This window comes from Lascolabacillus sp., from assembly GCF_028696275.1.
GTDB lineage: Bacteria > Bacteroidota > Bacteroidia > Bacteroidales > Dysgonomonadaceae > Proteiniphilum > Proteiniphilum massiliensis.
In genome coordinates this window covers 21228-38914 of sequence record NZ_JAQVHI010000006.1, presented here as the reverse complement: position 1 = coordinate 38914, position 17687 = coordinate 21228, and the positions used below count along the sequence as shown (strand labels likewise).

19 protein-coding genes are annotated in these 17687 nt (G+C 32.8%); 4 read left to right on the top strand and 15 right to left on the bottom strand.

Annotated elements, in window-relative coordinates; translation table 11 throughout:
• Positions 1-154: 154 nt before the first annotated feature.
• The gene (locus PHO43_RS02935; protein WP_197271966.1) at positions 155-1018 is read right to left on the bottom strand and encodes a peptidoglycan bridge formation glycyltransferase FemA/FemB family protein; all 864 of its coding nucleotides are present in this window, start codon (positions 1016-1018) and stop codon (positions 155-157) included.
• A gap of 307 nt (positions 1019-1325) precedes the next feature.
• Here PHO43_RS02935 and galE point away from each other — a divergent pair, with 307 nt between their 5' ends.
• A complete protein-coding gene (gene galE, locus PHO43_RS02930) occupies positions 1326-2357 on the top strand; it encodes a UDP-glucose 4-epimerase GalE (protein ID WP_045089741.1) in 1032 nt (343 codons plus the stop codon).
• Between the two features lie 79 nt (positions 2358-2436).
• Here the strand turns inward: galE and PHO43_RS02925 are convergent, their stop codons facing one another.
• The 3 genes from PHO43_RS02925 to PHO43_RS02915 form a co-directional block, all read right to left on the bottom strand.
• Positions 2437-2655 carry a winged helix-turn-helix domain-containing protein gene (locus PHO43_RS02925; protein ID WP_045090909.1) on the bottom strand — a complete coding sequence of 73 codons (219 nt, stop codon included), beginning with the start codon at positions 2653-2655 and terminating at the stop codon, positions 2437-2439.
• Between the two features lie 111 nt (positions 2656-2766).
• The gene (locus PHO43_RS02920) at positions 2767-3618 is read right to left on the bottom strand and encodes a phosphatidate cytidylyltransferase (protein WP_045089740.1); all 852 of its coding nucleotides are present in this window, start codon (positions 3616-3618) and stop codon (positions 2767-2769) included.
• Positions 3619-3678: 60 nt separating this feature from the next.
• Positions 3679-4125: a DUF5606 family protein gene (locus PHO43_RS02915; RefSeq protein ID WP_045089739.1), complete on the bottom strand. Its 447-nt coding sequence runs from the start codon at positions 4123-4125 to the stop codon at positions 3679-3681.
• A 200-nt stretch (positions 4126-4325) separates the two neighbouring features.
• Here PHO43_RS02915 and PHO43_RS02910 point away from each other — a divergent pair, with 200 nt between their 5' ends.
• Positions 4326-5519: a lactonase family protein gene (locus tag PHO43_RS02910; protein ID WP_045089738.1), complete on the top strand. Its 1194-nt coding sequence runs from the start codon at positions 4326-4328 to the stop codon at positions 5517-5519.
• A gap of 77 nt (positions 5520-5596) precedes the next feature.
• Here the strand turns inward: PHO43_RS02910 and PHO43_RS02905 are convergent, their stop codons facing one another.
• The 5 genes from PHO43_RS02905 to PHO43_RS02885 all read right to left on the bottom strand — a co-directional run bounded on the left by PHO43_RS02905 (position 5597) and on the right by PHO43_RS02885 (position 10425).
• Positions 5597-6598 carry a lysylphosphatidylglycerol synthase transmembrane domain-containing protein gene (locus PHO43_RS02905; RefSeq protein ID WP_045089737.1) on the bottom strand — a complete coding sequence of 334 codons (1002 nt, stop codon included), beginning with the start codon at positions 6596-6598 and terminating at the stop codon, positions 5597-5599.
• Positions 6599-6744: 146 nt separating this feature from the next.
• Complete coding sequence (gene metA, locus PHO43_RS02900; RefSeq protein WP_045089736.1) at positions 6745-7680, bottom strand: homoserine O-acetyltransferase MetA; 936 nt, start codon at positions 7678-7680, stop codon at positions 6745-6747.
• Between the two features lie 36 nt (positions 7681-7716).
• Positions 7717-8169 (bottom strand): aspartate carbamoyltransferase regulatory subunit, encoded by a 453-nt coding sequence (gene pyrI / locus PHO43_RS02895; protein WP_045089735.1) that lies wholly within the window; start codon positions 8167-8169, stop codon positions 7717-7719.
• Positions 8170-8225: 56 nt separating this feature from the next.
• Positions 8226-9143 carry an aspartate carbamoyltransferase gene (pyrB, locus tag PHO43_RS02890; protein WP_045089734.1) on the bottom strand — a complete coding sequence of 306 codons (918 nt, stop codon included), beginning with the start codon at positions 9141-9143 and terminating at the stop codon, positions 8226-8228.
• 79 nt (positions 9144-9222) lie between these two features.
• Entirely contained in the window at positions 9223-10425 is a 1203-nt protein-coding gene (locus tag PHO43_RS02885; protein WP_045089733.1) for a saccharopine dehydrogenase family protein, read from the bottom strand.
• Between the two features lie 337 nt (positions 10426-10762).
• Here PHO43_RS02885 and PHO43_RS02880 point away from each other — a divergent pair, with 337 nt between their 5' ends.
• Both PHO43_RS02880 and PHO43_RS02875 read left to right on the top strand, forming a co-directional pair.
• On the top strand, positions 10763-11917 hold the full coding sequence (locus tag PHO43_RS02880; RefSeq protein ID WP_231623062.1) for a mechanosensitive ion channel family protein: 1155 nt from the start codon (positions 10763-10765) through the stop codon (positions 11915-11917).
• Between the two features lie 138 nt (positions 11918-12055).
• Positions 12056-13138: a 3-oxoacyl-ACP synthase III family protein gene (locus PHO43_RS02875; RefSeq protein WP_053826223.1), complete on the top strand. Its 1083-nt coding sequence runs from the start codon at positions 12056-12058 to the stop codon at positions 13136-13138.
• Between the two features lie 18 nt (positions 13139-13156).
• On the opposite strand, the gene PHO43_RS02870 is transcribed toward PHO43_RS02875, so the two are convergent.
• From PHO43_RS02870 to PHO43_RS02845, 6 genes are read right to left on the bottom strand one after another with little or no spacing between them, the layout of a single operon-like run.
• On the bottom strand, positions 13157-13591 hold the full coding sequence (locus tag PHO43_RS02870) for a GNAT family N-acetyltransferase (protein ID WP_045089730.1): 435 nt from the start codon (positions 13589-13591) through the stop codon (positions 13157-13159).
• A 25-nt stretch (positions 13592-13616) separates the two neighbouring features.
• The gene (locus tag PHO43_RS02865; protein WP_288008831.1) at positions 13617-14441 is read right to left on the bottom strand and encodes an alpha/beta hydrolase; all 825 of its coding nucleotides are present in this window, start codon (positions 14439-14441) and stop codon (positions 13617-13619) included.
• A 20-nt stretch (positions 14442-14461) separates the two neighbouring features.
• A complete protein-coding gene (locus tag PHO43_RS02860; RefSeq protein ID WP_045089728.1) occupies positions 14462-14803 on the bottom strand; it encodes a hypothetical protein in 342 nt (113 codons plus the stop codon).
• A gap of 8 nt (positions 14804-14811) precedes the next feature.
• Positions 14812-15624 (bottom strand): N-acetylmuramic acid 6-phosphate etherase, encoded by an 813-nt coding sequence (gene murQ, locus PHO43_RS02855; RefSeq protein ID WP_045089727.1) that lies wholly within the window; start codon positions 15622-15624, stop codon positions 14812-14814.
• 10 nt (positions 15625-15634) lie between these two features.
• Complete coding sequence (locus tag PHO43_RS02850; RefSeq protein ID WP_288008829.1) at positions 15635-16477, bottom strand: ATPase; 843 nt, start codon at positions 16475-16477, stop codon at positions 15635-15637.
• Positions 16478-16492: 15 nt separating this feature from the next.
• Positions 16493-17665, bottom strand: a complete 1173-nt coding sequence (locus tag PHO43_RS02845; RefSeq protein WP_045089725.1) for an acyltransferase family protein — start codon at positions 17663-17665, stop codon at positions 16493-16495.
• Positions 17666-17687: the final 22 nt, after the last annotated feature.

The window sequence follows — 17687 nt, the reverse complement described above, 5'->3', positions numbered from 1 at the left end:
TAATACCATGAAAAACACGGTGCAAATATACAGTGTTGAATGATTAATTCCAAATTATGAGGTAAGTAATATGTCTATTTTAATCTTATTTAGTGTAAATGGTAGATATTTCTAATAATTAATTATGATATTTGTATTTATTCACAAAAAAAGACTAATCATAAAATTTGTAAGCTAAAAAGTTAAGTATTCCCCAATTATATCTGTACCAGCGTCGGGTAGCTGATTGTTTACCTCCAAATTGAAGTAAAAATCTTGGTCTACCGGCATTTTTATTAATATACCCAACATCCATATAATCGAAATATTTAAAACCTTTATCTTCGGCTAATTTCATCGCAGAGTAAAGAGTGAATATAGTAGGATAAATAGTTTTGTATCGCTTGGATTTTCCCCAATAATATAAACAATAAGCTGTTTTTTTGTCTTCAAAGCCTAGTATTACTCCTCCGATTATTTTATTTTGAAACCGAGTCAATAATATTGTTCCTTTACCTTTAAGAATATAAAATCGGTAAAAGTTCTCAAAGTATTTATAAGGTGGAAATCTATGAGATATTTTCTTATTATTAGTAGTTTCAATAAGTTTATATATTTCAAGCAAATTATCTTCAGAATTAAATTCTTCTAATTTGACTCCTTTTCTGATTGCTTTATTTACCTGATTTTTTCTAGTAGTTGATAGTTGATCCCAAATACTTCTTTTTCTCTGTAGTGAGTTTCTAATGTTAATCCATTTGGTAGAGTAGAATCCATTTTCTCTAAAACCTTTATAACCAAATACAGTGCTATTGATTCTATCATAACGAATTAAAAAAACTTTATTTTTTACCTCATTTACAAGTTGTCTGATAAGTGAATTGAATAAATCTATTTTTGAAAAACTATCATCATAAAAAGAGGGTTGCTGAGATACAATACACCTTTTAAAAAATGAACCTCGTAAGAAACTATTTCTTCTAATAATAACTGCAAAAACTGATGCTATAGGTTTATTGTTATCAAATGCAACAATCATTAATGGGGTATATGCAGGTGAGTTACTATACCAGTCAAACGATGAAGTGTAATGAAAAAAATTTATGTCTTTCAGCTCGGGAAGATCCTCTTTTTTGTAATATACATTTACAGCATATTCAGTCATATCTTATTTTCAACTTTGGAACAAATCAAACTCTTTAATTACCTATAAAACAAAAATACGAATAATATTTAATTGGCAACAATTATAAAACATTTATAAATAACTCTATATGCATATACTAACAAACCTTATTTTTAGTAATTTTGAAAGTTAAAAAATAAAATAATAACATTAAGGTAATATGGCACAAAAAATTTTGGTAACCGGTGGAACTGGTTATATTGGATCTCACACTGTGGTAGAACTTCAAAATGCTGGATTTGAGGTAATAATAATTGATAATTTATCAAATTCAAATGTTGATGTATTAGATGGAATAGCAAAGATTTCAGGTATTAGACCATTGTTTTATGAAATGGATTGTACAGACAAAAATGCTTTAGAATTATTGTTTAAAGAAAATTCATTCGATGGTATTATTCATTTTGCTGCTAGCAAAGCTGTTGGAGAGTCTGTCCATAAACCATTAATGTATTATCGAAATAATTTAGTCTCACTAATTAATTTATTAGAGTTAATGCCAGACAATAATGTTAAAGGCATAGTTTTTTCTTCATCTTGTACAGTTTACGGAGAACCAGATAAAAATCCTATTGATGAAAATGCACCAATTAAGCCAGCAGCTTCTCCATACGGAAATACTAAACAGATTAATGAGGAAATAATTCAGGACTTTGTACATTCAGGAGCACCAATTAAAAGTATTATTCTAAGATACTTTAATCCCATAGGAGCTCATCCATCAGGTGAGATTGGAGAATTACCTATAGGAGTTCCTCAAAATCTTGTACCTTATATAACACAAACCGGAATAGGTATCAGAGAACAGTTGAGCGTTTTTGGAAATGATTACAATACTCCTGATGGATCTTGTATAAGGGATTTTATAAATGTTGTTGATCTTGCAAAAGCACACGTTGTTGCAATAGAACGTATGTTGCAAGACAAATCTGAAGATAGAGTAGAGATTTTTAATTTAGGTACAGGTAAGGGAGCATCAGTATTGGAATTAATAAAAATATTCGAGAAAGTTTCAGGGGTATCTCTAAACTACAAAATAGTTGACCGCCGAGAAGGTGATATTGAACAGATATGGGCACAACCGGATAAGGCTAATAATGTTTTGGGTTGGACAGCGAAGGAATCTCTTGAAGATACAATAGCTTCTGCATGGAACTGGCAAAAACGTCTTAGTGAAAAAGGAATTATGTGATAATTGATTAGAATAATTCATAAAAAAGTCTGAACTAATAATTTCAGACTTTTTTATTACGATATTTTCAAGTAAATATTCAGAAATAATATTCGATTACTAAATAAAAATCCTCATCACCATCAGAAGATTTCTCTATCTCGATCTTGTTTTCTCTTGCAAGCCAGCCAATAGCACTATATACTTCCTTTTCTGAAAGTCCAGAGTTTTTACATAGCTGCTTAATATTCCATCTTTGATTATTATTTAATAGATTCCAGATTATGCCGGCATTTGTTCCAATCGATTTCTTGTTCATTTTGCCTGTTTTATTTTGGTTACTGTTGAAACGTACAAACTGGTCTTTTTGTTTTAAAAAAAGAATAAATATCCATTTCAAAATTTGCAGAGGATACTGTAATAAAAAAAATTATATTGTGAAATAAATTATAAAATATAGAAATACGGCTGGTATTGCAACAATCAGACTATCTATTCTGTCTAAAATTCCACCATGCCCGGGAATTAAATTCCCGGAGTCCTTTACAGAGCTTGTTCTTTTTATTAATGATTCAAACAAATCCCCCAGTGTTCCAAATAAAGAAACTATTATTGCGTAAATAGACCAAAAAGCTATTGATAGATCAGGAAATAATTTTGCGAAAATAAAAGATGAAATGACTGTAAAAAAAATACCTGCAATAAATCCCTCAATTGATTTTTTTGGAGAGATATGTTCTATCAGTTTATGTTTACCTATAAGAGATCCTATAAAATAAGCTGCTGTGTCACTTACCCAAAGAAAAACAAAAAGTGCGAGAATTAATATATGATCATAGTTATTGTTTCCATAATTAAATGGCTGGGAATATGAAATTAACATAAGCAGACATAATGGTAATGTTATATATAACTGTCCAAAAGCTGAGTATATTATTCCATGCAATACATCATCTCTCTTAATGAAGGTTGTGGAAGAAATTAGAATAAGAAAATAAGCCAGAACTGTTGCTGGCAGTAAATACTTTGAAATATTCTCCAGATAAAGGAAAGCAGCTAAGAATATCAAAACGCCCATTGTGATATTGAAAATCTTACTAATAGCATGGGATGTATCTTTCTCCATCATTCGGTAAAATTCGAATAATGCAATGCCGAGTATAAAGCTGAAGATTATAATAAAAGGATATCTTCCTCCTAACACACCAAGTAAAATAATTAGTATGTATAGAATCCCAGCAGCAGCACGTGTGATAAGGTCCCTAATATTCAATAAATTCATTCAATGCGATTTTCAATACTTCCGGATGAATCGTGAAATTACTATCTAATGTGTATTCTCTTATAATTCAGATTCATTTTCCGCATGCTCTTCTAATTCATTCTCTTCAGTCTTTGATTCCTCAGTTTCAAAATCAATTCCTTTTTCAATAAGAATATTGTACCATGAAATAAGTTTTTTAACATCTGATGCGTAAACGCTTTCTTTGTTGTATTCAGGCAGGACTTCTATCAAAAAACTGAATAATTCTTTTGAAGATGATTTTGAGTTAAGTAAAACAGGTTTACTATTCTCCTTTTCTTTTATTTTTTTAAATACTTCTTTAAGAGGAATATCACCATCATTTGTATACATCGAGACATCACTTAATGCTACAATCTTTTCGTGCATATATACCGGGATCCTTTTACCATCTATCAAGGATTCAACGATATTCATGTTTTGGTTTGTAGAGATTAATTTATATAATCCGGGACGTCCGGTAATTGATAATATTTTGGTTAGCATAATTTTATTTGTTATTTAAAAAACTCTTCATTTAACAGACTGCAAAAGTAATCAGACTCGGCATTATTCGCAACTATTATCGCAAATTCTACAAAATATTTTATTTGTATTGTTCTTATTTACTGAATTATTTCTTTGATAAGTAGCCTTTATCAAGAAAATTCATATAATTTCGTAATACCTATAAAAAATCAAGAAATATGATAAATAAAATTGTAACAATGCTGCTAATTATCACTTCTCTTATTTCATGTATTGGGAATAAGTCTAATGAAAGGGTAGATTCGGATGAAGACCAAACTGTAGAATCTATATTGCAAAGCAATGATGGAGATATGTTTATGCTTATTGGTACATACACTTCTGAGAATGGAAGTAAAGGGATATATGTAAACAAATTAAATATATTAACAGGAGCATCAGACTCAATTAGTATGGTTGAAATGGAAAATCCATCATATCTGACATTAAGTCCCGACATGAAATTTGTTTATGCTGTCTGTGAGGGTGGAGAAAAAAACAGTTTTGTTAATTCATTCTCATTCGATAGAGAAAAAGGTTTACTCACACCAATTAATTTTCAACCTACAATAGGTGCCGATCCATGTTATATCACCATAGACAGTAAAGGAGAAAATATTCATACTGCTAATTACAGCGGGGGCAGTATTACTACATTTCAAGTAAATAGTGAAGGAATAATATCTGCTGCAAATTCAGTTTTGTTTTTTGAAGGCAATGGTCCAGATTCTGTTCGTCAGAGTAAATCTCATTTACATAGTGTTATGTATTCTCCTGATGGTAAATTTATTTTTGCAACAGATCTTGGAACTGACAAACTATATCGTATTTCAGTATTGGATTCACCATTTGAGGGTCAGCCCTCTTTACAACAAAATAGTCTGAAAGAATTTTCTCTTCCATCAGGTACAGGACCTCGACATTTTGATTTTCACCCTGACGGTGGTCGTTTCCTTTATTTACTAGGGGAATTATCAGGTGAAGTGCTGGTGTTTAATTATAATAATGGAACTCCTGATTTAGTTCAGACAATCGCATCTGATACTACAGGCGCAAGAGGTAGTGCTGATATTCATGTTTCTCCTGATGGTCGCTTTCTGTACGCATCGAATAGATTAAATGCTGATGGAATTTCAATTTTTTCAATTAATACTGATAATGGATTACTCACTAAAGTTGGATATCAGCTTACAGCAAAACATCCTCGAAACTTTGTAATTACACCTAATGGTAAATTCCTTTTATTAGCAAGTAGAGATGAAAATAAGATAGAAGTATATGAAATAAATAATGAAACAGGAATGCTGAAAAATACAAATCGGAATATATATATAAGTAAGCCAGTCTGCATAAAATTATCATCTATTGAATAACTTTACAAGTGATGTTTTTCTATAAATTCTAATTCTTTCATTTTGTAACAAATCATAACTAAGCTAGAAGTATAGTGTCATGCACTGTTTCTGTTATTTCCTAATTTAATATTCGATTTCTTTGAAATTAACATTGCGAAAATACCAGCTATAAGTAGCCAGAATAACTGACGACCTCTTCTCATTAGTGTAACCACAAGCCAGATCTCGTTACTTTCAACACCTATAACATCTAACATTACTTTATTACCATACTCTTCAACACCAATTTGAGCTGGTATTACCATTCCTATAGTTTTAAATAGAGAGACACCCATTTCGATAACTACTGTCTGCATCAGACTTATGTCTAGTCCCATCATTATTAATACTATATAAAACTCTATAGCACTGAAAATCCAATATACAATACATAATAAAAATGCAATAAGAAATCGTCCCTTATTATCACTGAAGTAATCTGAGGTCACTCTATTCATTTCGTAAGAAGAGTGTATCAATTTATTCGATAGAAATTTCCACTTAGTTTTTTTTCTTAGTTTATCTATTGTTTTAGCAATAAATAGTTTAGGATGAACAATAAACCTTAAAACCAAAAAAGAAAGAGCAAATATTATAATGATAAATATTATAATCAGTAGAAAGTTTGTGCCATTACTTGTTATAGAATCAATAGTTAAATATAGTATAGAAAATACCATTAACAAAACACTTGAGATAACAAATAATACCCTATGTAAAAGTATTGAACTAACACCTTTTGTACCATCAATTCCTTTTTTGTATAGAATAGCTGCTTTAAGACTTTCTCCTGCTATTACACTTGTCGGATTAAAAGCAGATAACATCTCACCAACATGCCGATACATAAAAAGTGAAGAAAATGAGATCTTTTTTCCTGCGTCTCCTAAACATAAAGACCATGCAATTGTAGATGCACTGTAGGATATTAATGAAGCAATTACAACTCCTGCAAACATTCCAGGCATCTCTGATAAATACATCTTAAATTTATCAAAATCTATTGATCCAATAAACCTGCTTATAAGAATAATAACAGTAGCTAAAAGTACTGTCATAATATAAATTCGATATTTTCGGATGAATGTTACCATAAATTATAGTATAGAGCTATGTCATGCCAGGTTGTGACTTAAAATAAAAGCTTCACTTGGCTTTCTAAGCAGATATTATGATGTATATGATAGATCGAATATTTAAGTTATTACAAGTTACCCAATAAAGTTATGTCATGGATGTTATAGGGAGTGGCTTGATAAACAAAGTAGTTCAACCAGTTTATATACAACATATTTGCATGTGATCTCCATTTAACTAAAGGTGGTTGAGTTGGATCATTATTCTTATAGTAGTTTAAGGGGGGGGCAACATTATCCATTCCCTTCTCTTTATCTCTAATGTATTCGTTATGAAGTGTCAGAGGTGAATATTCAGAATGGCCTGTCACATAAAACTCTCTTCCTCCTCGTGATGTTGCTATATAAACACCTGCTTCATCTGACTCAGATAATATAGTCAAATCGTTATGTTGTTTTATCTCTTCGGCTTTGAGTGTAGTGTGTCTGCTGTGTGGTGCATAATATTCATCATCAAATCCCCTGAATAACGGAAATGAAGGGTCATTGACCTTATGTTTAAATACTCCAAATAATTTTTTGTCTAAAGGATATTTTTTAATACCGTAAAAATGGTACAGAGCTGCTTGAGCAGCCCAACATATATAAAAAGTTGAGGTCACATGAGTTCGTGCCCAGTCGCATATCTGAGTCATTTCACTCCAGTAATTCACCTCTTCAAATTCAAGCATTTCAACTGGTGCACCTGTAATAATCATTCCATCAAAATACCTGTTCTTAATTGAAGAAAAATTAGTGTAGAACGACATCAAGTGTTCAATAGGAGTATTTTTTGGTGTATGAGTAGAAAGTCCCAAGAATTCAATCTCAATCTGTAATGGTGAATTTGACAGTAATCTCAATAGATCGGTTTCTGTTGAGATCTTAAGTGGCATGAGATTAAGTATGAGAATCTTGAGAGGGCGTATGTCCTGAGTCGAAGCCCGTAAATCCTCCATAACAAAAATGGATTCTTTTTTCAATATTTCGATAGCCGGTAATTTATCGGGTAAATTTAATGGCATAATTTATTTTATTTTATAACCTAAATACTATCGTTTCTATATTAAAACGATATCCTCTTTTTTAATTTTAATCTCGCAGTAATGACACTGTATTTCCACTTTTTCTTTATCAGTAACATGGAATCTGGTCTTCATTGGTTCATTATTGGAGATACATTTGGGATTATTGCACTTAACGATCTCAATAATTTCGTCCGGTAAGATAACTTCTTTCTTCTCAACCACCTCAAAATTACGGATAATATTTAGTTTTACATTCGGTGCAACTAAAGCAATACGATTAATCTCATCTTCCTTGAAAAACTTATCAGAGACTTTGATTAGACCTTTAGATCCCATCTTGTTACTGTTTAAGTTATTACCAATTGTAATACGGTTGTCAAGTCTCTGCAACTGAAGCAGGGAGACGACTTTAAATAATGCCTCAGTTGGAATATGATCAATTGCTGTACCGTTTTCAAGTGCGGCAACTTGTAATGCTTTTCCCATATATTCTAACTATTTATTTCTTTTAACTTACAGATATTCCAAAACAAGTGCTTGAATTAAATCACACTTATTCCCATTAGATCACATATTATAGCCTGTCGGGTGTACATTCCGTTTTTTGCTTGTTGGAAATAATATGCTTTTGGGTTCTCATCAACATTCTGATCTATCTCTTTAACTCTTGGCAATGGATGCAATACTTTAAGATTTTCTTTAGATTTTGATAACATTTCATTGTGAAGAACATAGACATTCTTGACTTTTTCATACTCCATTAGATCTGTAAATCTCTCTTTCTGTACCCTTGTCATATATAGAATATCAGCACTATTTATAGATTCGGCCGAGAAGTTAGTGTATTCTCTGTAAGGAATATTTTTTTCGTCGCAGAACAACTTGTATTTCTCGGGAATATGCAACTCCTCAGGTGCAACAAAGTTAAAAGTGGGATTGAAGTACGATAAACCCTGTATCAGAGAATGAACAGCGCGACCATACTTCAGATCTCCTACAATCGTTATTGTGAGGTTCTCAAGAGTACCTTGTGTTTCGTAAATAGTAAACAGATCAAGCATTGTTTGTGTAGGATGCTGATTCGATCCATCACCAGCATTTATAACAGGTACTGGTGAAATTTCAGAAGCATAGCGGGCAGATCCTTCCAAATGATGTCGCATTATTATTAAGTCGGCATAGTTACTGACCATCATGATGGTGTCTTTTAGTGACTCACCTTTAGTTGAACTACTTGTAGCTGAATCAGAGAATCCAATAATTCTTCCTCTCAAACGATTCACTGCGGTTTCAAAACTTAAGCGTGTTCGTGTAGATGGTTCAAAAAATAGAGTGGCACATACTCTACCTTTCAACAGATCACGGTTTGGATTCTCTTTAAATTTAGTTGCACTTTCTAGAATACGAAAAATATCCCACTGATCATAATCACCGATGTTGACTAAACTTCTGGCCTGCATATATTAATTTTTTTCTTATCGAGAACTTTATTTCACAAAAGTAATCAAAATGACTCAAAATAAACTTTGTAAAACCTGTTTAAACCTCCAGGTCAATGTCAAACAACTCAAGCCAGGGAAGTCCCTGAATTTTTAATTGTTCCATAAACGGATCCGGATTAAACTCTTCAACATTAAAAACTCCCGGTTTTTTCCAAATTCCCTGCATAAACATCATAGCTCCTATTGTAGCCGGAACCCCAGTAGTATAGCTTACACCCTGAGCACCTGTTTCTTTATAAGCTTCTTCGTGACTGCAGTTATTATATATATAATAGGTTCTTTCTTTACCATCTTTTACTCCTTTTATACGGCAGCCAATCGATGTTTGACCGGTATAGTTTTCTCCCAGTTCACCCGGATCAGGTAACACCGCCTTAAGAAATTGAATAGGAACTATCTTTTGACCATTATATTCAACTTCATCAATACGAGCCATACCTATATTCTGAATTACACGAAGATGGGTAAGATACTCCTGACCAAAAGTCATCCAGAAACGAGCACGTTTAAGGGTTGGAAAGTTTTTCACTAGTGACTCCAGCTCTTCGTGATATATTACGTATGATTCTTTTGGTCCTATTTCAGGGTAGGTGAGAGGTTTATGTATTTCATGTGGCTCTGTTTCAATCCACTCTCCATTTTCCCAGTATTTCCCTTTCTGAGTTACTTCACGAATATTTATCTCCGGATTGAAGTTCGTAGCAAATGCTTTTCCATGATCACCGGCATTACAATCTACAATGTCGAGGTAATGAATCTCATCAAAATGATGTTTCGCAGCGTATGCAGTAAATACACTAGTAACTCCTGGATCGAATCCACAACCAAGAATTGCTGTTAATCCTGCTTTCTCAAATTTATCTTTGTATGCCCATTGCCACTTATACTCAAACTTTGCCTCATCCTTTGGTTCGTAATTTGCGGTGTCCAAGTAGTTTACACCCGCTTCCAAACAGGCATCCATTATTGTTAGGTCCTGATAAGGAAGAGCAACATTTATAACAATTTCGGGTTTAAACTCATTCATTAGTGCAACTAATTCAGGAACATTATCCGCATCAACTCTGGCAGTTTTAATTGTTATACCGGTTCTTTCTTTTACACTTTCTGCAATATCATCACATTTACTTTTTGTGCGGCTTGCTAACATGATATCTGTAAAAACATTGCTGTTCTGTGCAACCTTATTGGCTACCACTGTACCAACACCTCCGGCACCAATAATAAGTACTTTTCCCATATTTTGTGTATTTTAAATTTGATATTCCTTAGTACAAACTTACATAAAAAATCATTATTATAATGTCTATTGTTGAAAATAGAATCAAAGGGTGTTTTAAGTAGTGCTTTTTTTAGTTAAAGTGTAATTACTATATTTGTACTGAGCAAAAAGATATAATCCTGTCATAAATAGTAATTATTCTGCACATCTAAGATTGAGTATATAAAATTGATAACAAACTATGAAAGAGGAAAAAATAGAGCAAATATCACGATCAACAAGCGCAATAAGTAATTGGTCTATAAATTTATTAAACGATATCGGCATTTCGGAGATAGGGGTTAAGTACCTTAATATGTTATTATTAGCAACTGCTTTGATTATTGTGGTATTTATTGTTCAAAACATAACCCGATATATATTACGACTGATTTTAAACAGATCTGCAAAAATCACTAAGATTCCAATTCTTACTCATCTTGAAAAAAGACGATTTCCGCATTATTTGGCAATGGTCCTACCATTCAGTATAGTTAAAGGATCTATTCCTATAGTGTTCGACCAATTTCCCAAGCTAATGAATTTTATGAATAAGGCTGCAGATGTCTATTTGATATTCTATATCATCTGGCTTATCATGTCAGTAATTAATGCTGCCTCTGATACAATACGATTAAAACCAAGTCTGAGAGATAAACCACTTGATAGTTATGTCCAGGTTATCAAGATTGTCTTTTACATTATAGGATTTATTATACTGTTCTCAATTCTCACAGGACAAGATACAACTACAGTTATCGCAGGCCTGGGTGCCGGATCAGCAATATTAATGTTAATTTTTAAAGATTCCATTTTGGGTTTTGTTGCCAGTCTGCAAGTAAGTGCTAATGATATGGTTAGAATTGGTGATTGGATAACGATGCCAAAATATGGTGCTGATGGTGATGTCATTCAAATAACGCTAACAACAGTTAAAGTTAGGAATTTTGATAAAACAATAACCACCTTACCTCCATATGCATTGGTATCAGATTCCTTTCAAAATTGGCGAGGGATGCAAGAGACAGGAGGTAGGAGACTTAAGCGTTCAGTGCATATCAAACAAAGTACAATACGTTTTATCAGACCTGATGAACTAGAACATCTCTACAAAATCGAACTTATCTCAGAATATGTTAAAACCAAAGTAAAAGAGATAGACAAATACAACAAAGAAAACAGTGTTGACAAATCATTGCTAATCAATGGACGTAATCTAACTAACATTGGCCTTTACAGGCAATATATTTATAATTATTTGAAGAGTCATCCAAAGGTCCACAAGGAATTATTACTTATAGTAAGACAACTTCAGCCTAATGAGAAAGGAATGCCACTTGAGTTATACTTTTTTACTGCAACTACTGCATGGGTTGAATATGAAGCTATTGTATCCGATATTTTTGATCATATAACTTCTGCAGCGGTCTATTTTGAACTTGAGTTGTTTGAAGATCTTTCGAATGATTAATTAATTATTAGTTGATTCTGATAAAATTTAATTTCAAAATTTAAAAAGAATTTTGAATGAATAATTTTATATCTTTGCTATTTAATTGTTTTAATATAGGTTAATCAAATGTTTAACATTTATAGATAACGGTGCATAATGAAGAAAATATATAGTGTATTTACGGGAACAGGGAGTTATGTTCCAACTAAACAAATTAAGAATGATTTCTTTCACTCAAATGAATTTTATGATTCAACTGGGAAGAAGTTAGATACTCCTAATGAAGAAATTACCCGTAAATTTGAAGAAATTACGACTATTGCAGAAAGGCGATATGCAGAAGATGATCAAGTCACTTCAGATCTTGCACTTATTGCATCTAATAAAGCTATTGAATCTGCAGGTATAGATAAAGAAGAACTAGACTATATAATTTTTGCACACAATTTCGGAGAAACCAGAGTTGATGATATTCAAATAGATGTTTTACCAACGATGGCTGCAAGATTAAAGCAGAAACTAGGCATTAGAAACCCTTCCGCAATTGCATACGATGTGTTGTTTGGATGTCCAGGCTGGGTTCAGGCAGTTATTCAGGCAGACTACTATATCAAATCAGGAGATGCTAAAAAAATACTAGTTGTTGGGGCCGATGTACTCTCACGTATTTCAGATCCTCACGATCGTGATAGTATGATTTATGCAGATGGAGCAGGAGCAGCTATTATGGAAGCAAGAGAGAGCGAGACCCCGATAGGTATTCTTGGCCATAATTCACGTAGTGATGCATTGGATTATGCAAAAATGCTTTATATGGGATATTCATATGAACCAGGACTTGCAAAGAAAAAAGTGCATTTTCTAAAAATGAATGGTCGCAGACTATATCAATATGCATTGTCAAACGTACCAAATGCAATTAAGGCAGGCCTTGATAAATTAAACTTAAATATCACTGATATAAGTAAAGTTTTGATTCATCAGGCAAACGGAAAAATGGACGATGCAATCTTGAAGCGTTTGTTTGAGCTATATAATATTAATGAAGTTCCTGAGTATATTATGCCAATGACAATCTCATGGCTTGGGAATTCCTCTGTAGCAACAGTTCCTACACTACTGGATATGATTATTCGAGATACAATGGACGATCATCAACTTGAGAGTGGTGATATTATTGTATTAGCTTCCGTTGGTGCAGGTATGAATATAAACAACGTTGTTTATAAACTCCCATAAATTTACTCATTCAGATTACTACTTATCAGGATTGAATCTGTAAACATTAGATTCTCTTTTCTCAAATCCTAATTTTTGATATAGTTTATTTGCGGCTATACGACTGGGATGTGAAGTCAGGTCAATCTTGGTTACTCCTTTATCGCGGGCAATTTGTAATGCGTGCCATATTAAAGCAGTACCAAGACCTTTTCCTCTTTCATCTTTATCAACAATTACATCCTCAATCCATGCTTTTTCACCTGTAGGAATAGTAACAAATACCACTGTTACTGTTCCAATCACTCTTTTATTTTCATCATATGCAAGACATAGATGAACATTGTCTGATTCAATAACTTTATTAAGTTCATCATATGATGGGTACTCATCTCTTCCTGTTAGTTGGGGCATTAATTTCTTAAAAGCATCAACAATACTTTCATCAATTTGTGTTATTCTTTCTATATACATTCTTTTTTCAGGATAATATAATAGTTTATTTTTTCAATTGCAAAACTTGATCAACTTCCCTTATTAATAAAGGGAAAGCAGGAAACGTCATGTCATGTCCATATCCTTGAATTTCAATAAGTCTTGTATCTTTATGTCCTACAATCTTCATCATTCGTGCCAAATATGCATTCTCTTCATATCTTCCAAGCATCTCCAATTCACGGTCCCCGGTAATCAGTAATAACGGAGGTGCACTATTCCTTACATGATAAAGTGGGGCAAACTCATCTACAAATGGCTGTGTATCTTTCATGCCATATCCTTCCCTGATATTAAAATGGGTTATAGTTTGTCCACTTAAAGGGATAAGTCCGGCTATACTGTCGGCATCTATTTTATATTTTGCTAAGTATTCTTTATTTAATCCAATCATCATTGTCAAATATCCTCCTGCTGAATGTCCTGAAACAAAAACTTTTGATCTGTCTCCTCCAAATTCTTCTATATTTTTGAATACCCATGCTACAGCCGCGGCTGCATCTTCAATATAATCAGGTGCTTTAGCCTGCGGTGAAAGTCTGTAATTTACACCAATTACACAAAGATCTTTGTTTTTAAGTGCTTCAGGTATTTCTTTATTTCCGGCTGTAAGTCCACCTCCATGAAACCAAACAATAGTGGCAAATCTTTTTACGTTTGTGGGATAATATATATCTAAGTTACATCTCTCATTTATTGAATTATTTTGTTGTCTGGTAATTTCATCGTAATACGGAATGTCTAAAACTGTTTTATAACTAGTCTCCTGTGCAACAGATAAAACTGTGTAACTTACAAGTATGAAAAATATAAATATCTTTTTATTCATGTCAAAAGTTCATAAGAATATTAAAAACAATCTGGATCTGTTCTATTAGCAGTAGCAGTTACAGATTTAAAATCTTTATCGAATCTGAGTAAGAGCATCTCTATTAGCTTTGTATGAAATGTAGCATATAGTTTTGAGGAGATATGTTTTCTGTCTTTTCGTTTTAACAATCCAAAACGTAACTCCTTATCATCTACCCAGATTTGGGGTTTAAAAAAAGCTTCATTTTTCCATATTAATGCACCATAAGTTAATCTTCCATCCTCTGTACACTCCCACTTTTCGGCCTTTTTATTTTCGATTGCTTCGTAAATCTTATCCAATAAAATATCCGGATGATTAGTCTGAATAATAACTGCCATTATAAAAATTATTGTCTGAAGTTTTTCAATGCGTTACTAACTGAACCATGTAATATCAATAAATTTTTAGCCTGTTCATAGGGTAGACCTAGTTCTTCAACTAACATACGTGTACCTCTGTCAACTAACTTCTGGTTTGTGAGCTGCATATTAACCATTCTGTTGCCTTTTACTCTGCCAAGTTTAATCATTGTTGTACTTGAAATCATGTTCAAAACCAATTTTTGTGCTGTACCTGATTTCATCCTTGTGCTTCCAGTTACGTATTCAGGTCCCACAATTGGTTCTATCTTTATATCTGCTTCTGTTGCGACAGGTGATCCGGGATTACAACATATCGCTGCAGTAAGAATTCCATTTGCACGAGCGTTGCGTAAAGCTCCAATAACATAGGGTGTTGTACCCGATGCTGCAATTCCAACCAAAACATCATTTTGATTAATCTTAAACTCTTTTAATTCCTCCCATCCTTTTTCAAAATCATCTTCTGCAGCTTCAACAGGATTTCGCAGAGCTATATCGCCTCCTGCAATCAATCCAATCACATAGGTGTTTGGCATCCCATAGGTTGGAGGAATTTCTGATGCATCCAATACTCCAAGTCTACCGCTAGTACCTGCACCTATATAGAAAAGACGTCCACCTTTTTTCATTCTTTCAATGATACCAGTAACCAGCTTCTCTATTTGCGGTATTGTTTTTTGAACAGCTAAAGCTACTTTCTGATCCTCTAAATTAATTTCATGAAGTATCTCTTCAACTGTTTTATTTTCAAGATTGTCGTAAAGAGATGGTTGTTCTGTTAGCTTATCAAATGACATATAATTTCAATTAAAGTGTTTTTGAATAATACTCAATTAAACCGATCATAGGGGATTTCAATATCTTTCCTGTAATAATTCCATTTAATTGTGCAGTTTCTTTTAATATATCCGAATAATACCAGGCAATGGAACCCACAAAGTTAACACTCTTTTCACTAAAATTATACTGCATGATATTTCTTTTGAAAAAGTCATTAAAGCTATTAATTACAATCTGCCTGATAGACTCATCATCCAGATGTTTACTAATAAATGGTGATAGGCTTGCCAAAAAACGACTTGGAAAGGGTTGGCGGTAAACTTTGTCGATAATGATTGAGGGAGTTAGTTCATATTCGTCTAGTAACAACTCTTTTAATCCTGGTGTCAATTGATTTTTTAAAGCATCTCCGATCAATTTTTTACCTATATAGGCACCACTGCCTTCATCTCCTAAAATAAATCCTAGAGGTGAGATCTGATTTATTATTCTATTACCATCCCACTCACAGGAATTACTTCCAGTACCTAATATACATGCAATTCCAGGTTTATGGCCACATAAACTATGTGCGGCTGCAATCAGATCACTATAAACTTCGATAGTCTCAATAGGGAATATCTTAAAAATTGCACTCTTTACAATAGGAATATTTTCAGCTATGCATCCAGAACCATAAAAATGAATTTTACTAATATTCCACTCTTTGAACTCAGGAAAGACATTATTATGAATTTCATTTGATATTTGGTCTTCTGTTTGAAATACCGGACTTATTCCTTTTCCTGAATAATGTTTTAATATTTCATTTCCTTTTATGAGGCACCAATCAGTCTTAGTTGCGCCACTATCTGCAATTAATCTTTTCAAAACGCTGTTTTATAATTAAATCTTTATGTATATATTTCTCTTATATAAAATATAGCCAAACAACCAACAAGCTGATACAAATAAGAGAGCGTATAATAACGATCCAAAATAATTACCTGCCCATGGTTGAATTAGAGTGCTGTATATATAATTCTTAATTGGTATAATTTCGCCTTGCCAGCTAACTTTAATATTTAATAAAAGATTTGCCATAACCCCGGCAAAGACATAAACTATCAGAGGGTTAACTCCAAAAGCATGGAAAAATCGACTCCATTTTTTATTTTGGTTGATATCAATAATCCATATTAATAAACCGAGCAATTGAGCTGCAAAACCAGTTGTTGTAAGAACAAAAGTAGGGCTCCAGATTTTTTTATTTATAGGACAATTATAGCTAAAAAGCAGCCCGGAAAAAGCCAAAACAGTTCCCCAGATCAATAGCTTTTCTACTCTTGTATGATTATCTTTATGTTTTATGATTAAACCTCCAAAAAGAAAACCAATAAGGACATGGGCTATTGATGGAATTGTACTTAATAATCCTTCTGGCTCAAATGCTATTTTAACACCCTCTTCTGTCCAATCACTTATCATATGGTTTTCTCCTAATATTGCTCTGTCAACAACAGAAATTATATTCTGTTCCGACATCTCATATCCGTTACCAACCAACAGCAAAAAATAATACCCAATCAATAGTATAGAAATGGTCAATATGATATGCCTTTCTTTAAAAAGAAGCGCTATCAGTGATGCAAATCCATATGCAAGAGCAAGCCGCTGTAAAACTCCAAGAATTCTAATTGTATCAAAATGACCGGCAGCCTCAATAAATGATTCACTTGATGCAAGTCCCCTGCAAAGTTGTCCAAACCATCCCAATGCAAGTCCAATTAAAAAAATTAATATCGTGCGACGTACTACTTTCCATATTGCAGCGCCTGATGGTTCGAAATCGAATTTTCTTAGGGACATGTATGTAGATACACCCATAATAAACATAAAAAACGGAAATACAAGATCGGTTGGAGTAAGACCGTGCCAATGAGCATGACCAAGTGGTGTGTAAATATAATTCCACGATCCGGGATTATTTACCATAATCATACCGGCTATTGTAATTCCTCTAAGTATATCCAGTGATAATAGTCTGCCACTTTGATGTGGAAATGTAATTTTATTCATTTATACGGCTAAATGTAATTTG

What these genes read in the sequence shown, in the direction of transcription:
- PHO43_RS02870 (WP_045089730.1), bottom strand. Translation starts at nt 13,591, where the DNA reads ATGTATATAGAAAGAATAACACAAATTGATGAAAGTATTGTTGATGCT.
- metA (WP_045089736.1), bottom strand. Translation starts at nt 7,680, where the DNA reads ATGCCATTAAATTTACCCGATAAATTACCGGCTATCGAAATATTGAAA.
- murQ (WP_045089727.1), bottom strand. Translation starts at nt 15,624, where the DNA reads ATGTCATTTGATAAGCTAACAGAACAACCATCTCTTTACGACAATCTT.
- PHO43_RS02865 (WP_288008831.1), bottom strand. Translation starts at nt 14,441, where the DNA reads ATGAATAAAAAGATATTTATATTTTTCATACTTGTAAGTTACACAGTT.
- pyrI (WP_045089735.1), bottom strand. Translation starts at nt 8,169, where the DNA reads ATGGGAAAAGCATTACAAGTTGCCGCACTTGAAAACGGTACAGCAATT.
- PHO43_RS02915 (WP_045089739.1), bottom strand. Translation starts at nt 4,125, where the DNA reads ATGCTAACCAAAATATTATCAATTACCGGACGTCCCGGATTATATAAA.
- galE (WP_045089741.1), top strand. Translation starts at nt 1,326, where the DNA reads ATGGCACAAAAAATTTTGGTAACCGGTGGAACTGGTTATATTGGATCT.
- PHO43_RS02875 (WP_053826223.1), top strand. Translation starts at nt 12,056, where the DNA reads ATGAAGAAAATATATAGTGTATTTACGGGAACAGGGAGTTATGTTCCA.
- PHO43_RS02885 (WP_045089733.1), bottom strand. Translation starts at nt 10,425, where the DNA reads ATGGGAAAAGTACTTATTATTGGTGCCGGAGGTGTTGGTACAGTGGTA.
- PHO43_RS02905 (WP_045089737.1), bottom strand. Translation starts at nt 6,598, where the DNA reads ATGACAGTACTTTTAGCTACTGTTATTATTCTTATAAGCAGGTTTATT.
- PHO43_RS02860 (WP_045089728.1), bottom strand. Translation starts at nt 14,803, where the DNA reads ATGGCAGTTATTATTCAGACTAATCATCCGGATATTTTATTGGATAAG.
- PHO43_RS02925 (WP_045090909.1), bottom strand. Translation starts at nt 2,655, where the DNA reads ATGAACAAGAAATCGATTGGAACAAATGCCGGCATAATCTGGAATCTA.
- PHO43_RS02910 (WP_045089738.1), top strand. Translation starts at nt 4,326, where the DNA reads ATGATAAATAAAATTGTAACAATGCTGCTAATTATCACTTCTCTTATT.
- PHO43_RS02935 (WP_197271966.1), bottom strand. Translation starts at nt 1,018, where the DNA reads ATGATTGTTGCATTTGATAACAATAAACCTATAGCATCAGTTTTTGCA.
- PHO43_RS02920 (WP_045089740.1), bottom strand. Translation starts at nt 3,618, where the DNA reads ATGAATTTATTGAATATTAGGGACCTTATCACACGTGCTGCTGCTGGG.
- pyrB (WP_045089734.1), bottom strand. Translation starts at nt 9,143, where the DNA reads ATGCAGGCCAGAAGTTTAGTCAACATCGGTGATTATGATCAGTGGGAT.
- PHO43_RS02880 (WP_231623062.1), top strand. Translation starts at nt 10,763, where the DNA reads ATGTTATTATTAGCAACTGCTTTGATTATTGTGGTATTTATTGTTCAA.
- PHO43_RS02845 (WP_045089725.1), bottom strand. Translation starts at nt 17,665, where the DNA reads ATGAATAAAATTACATTTCCACATCAAAGTGGCAGACTATTATCACTG.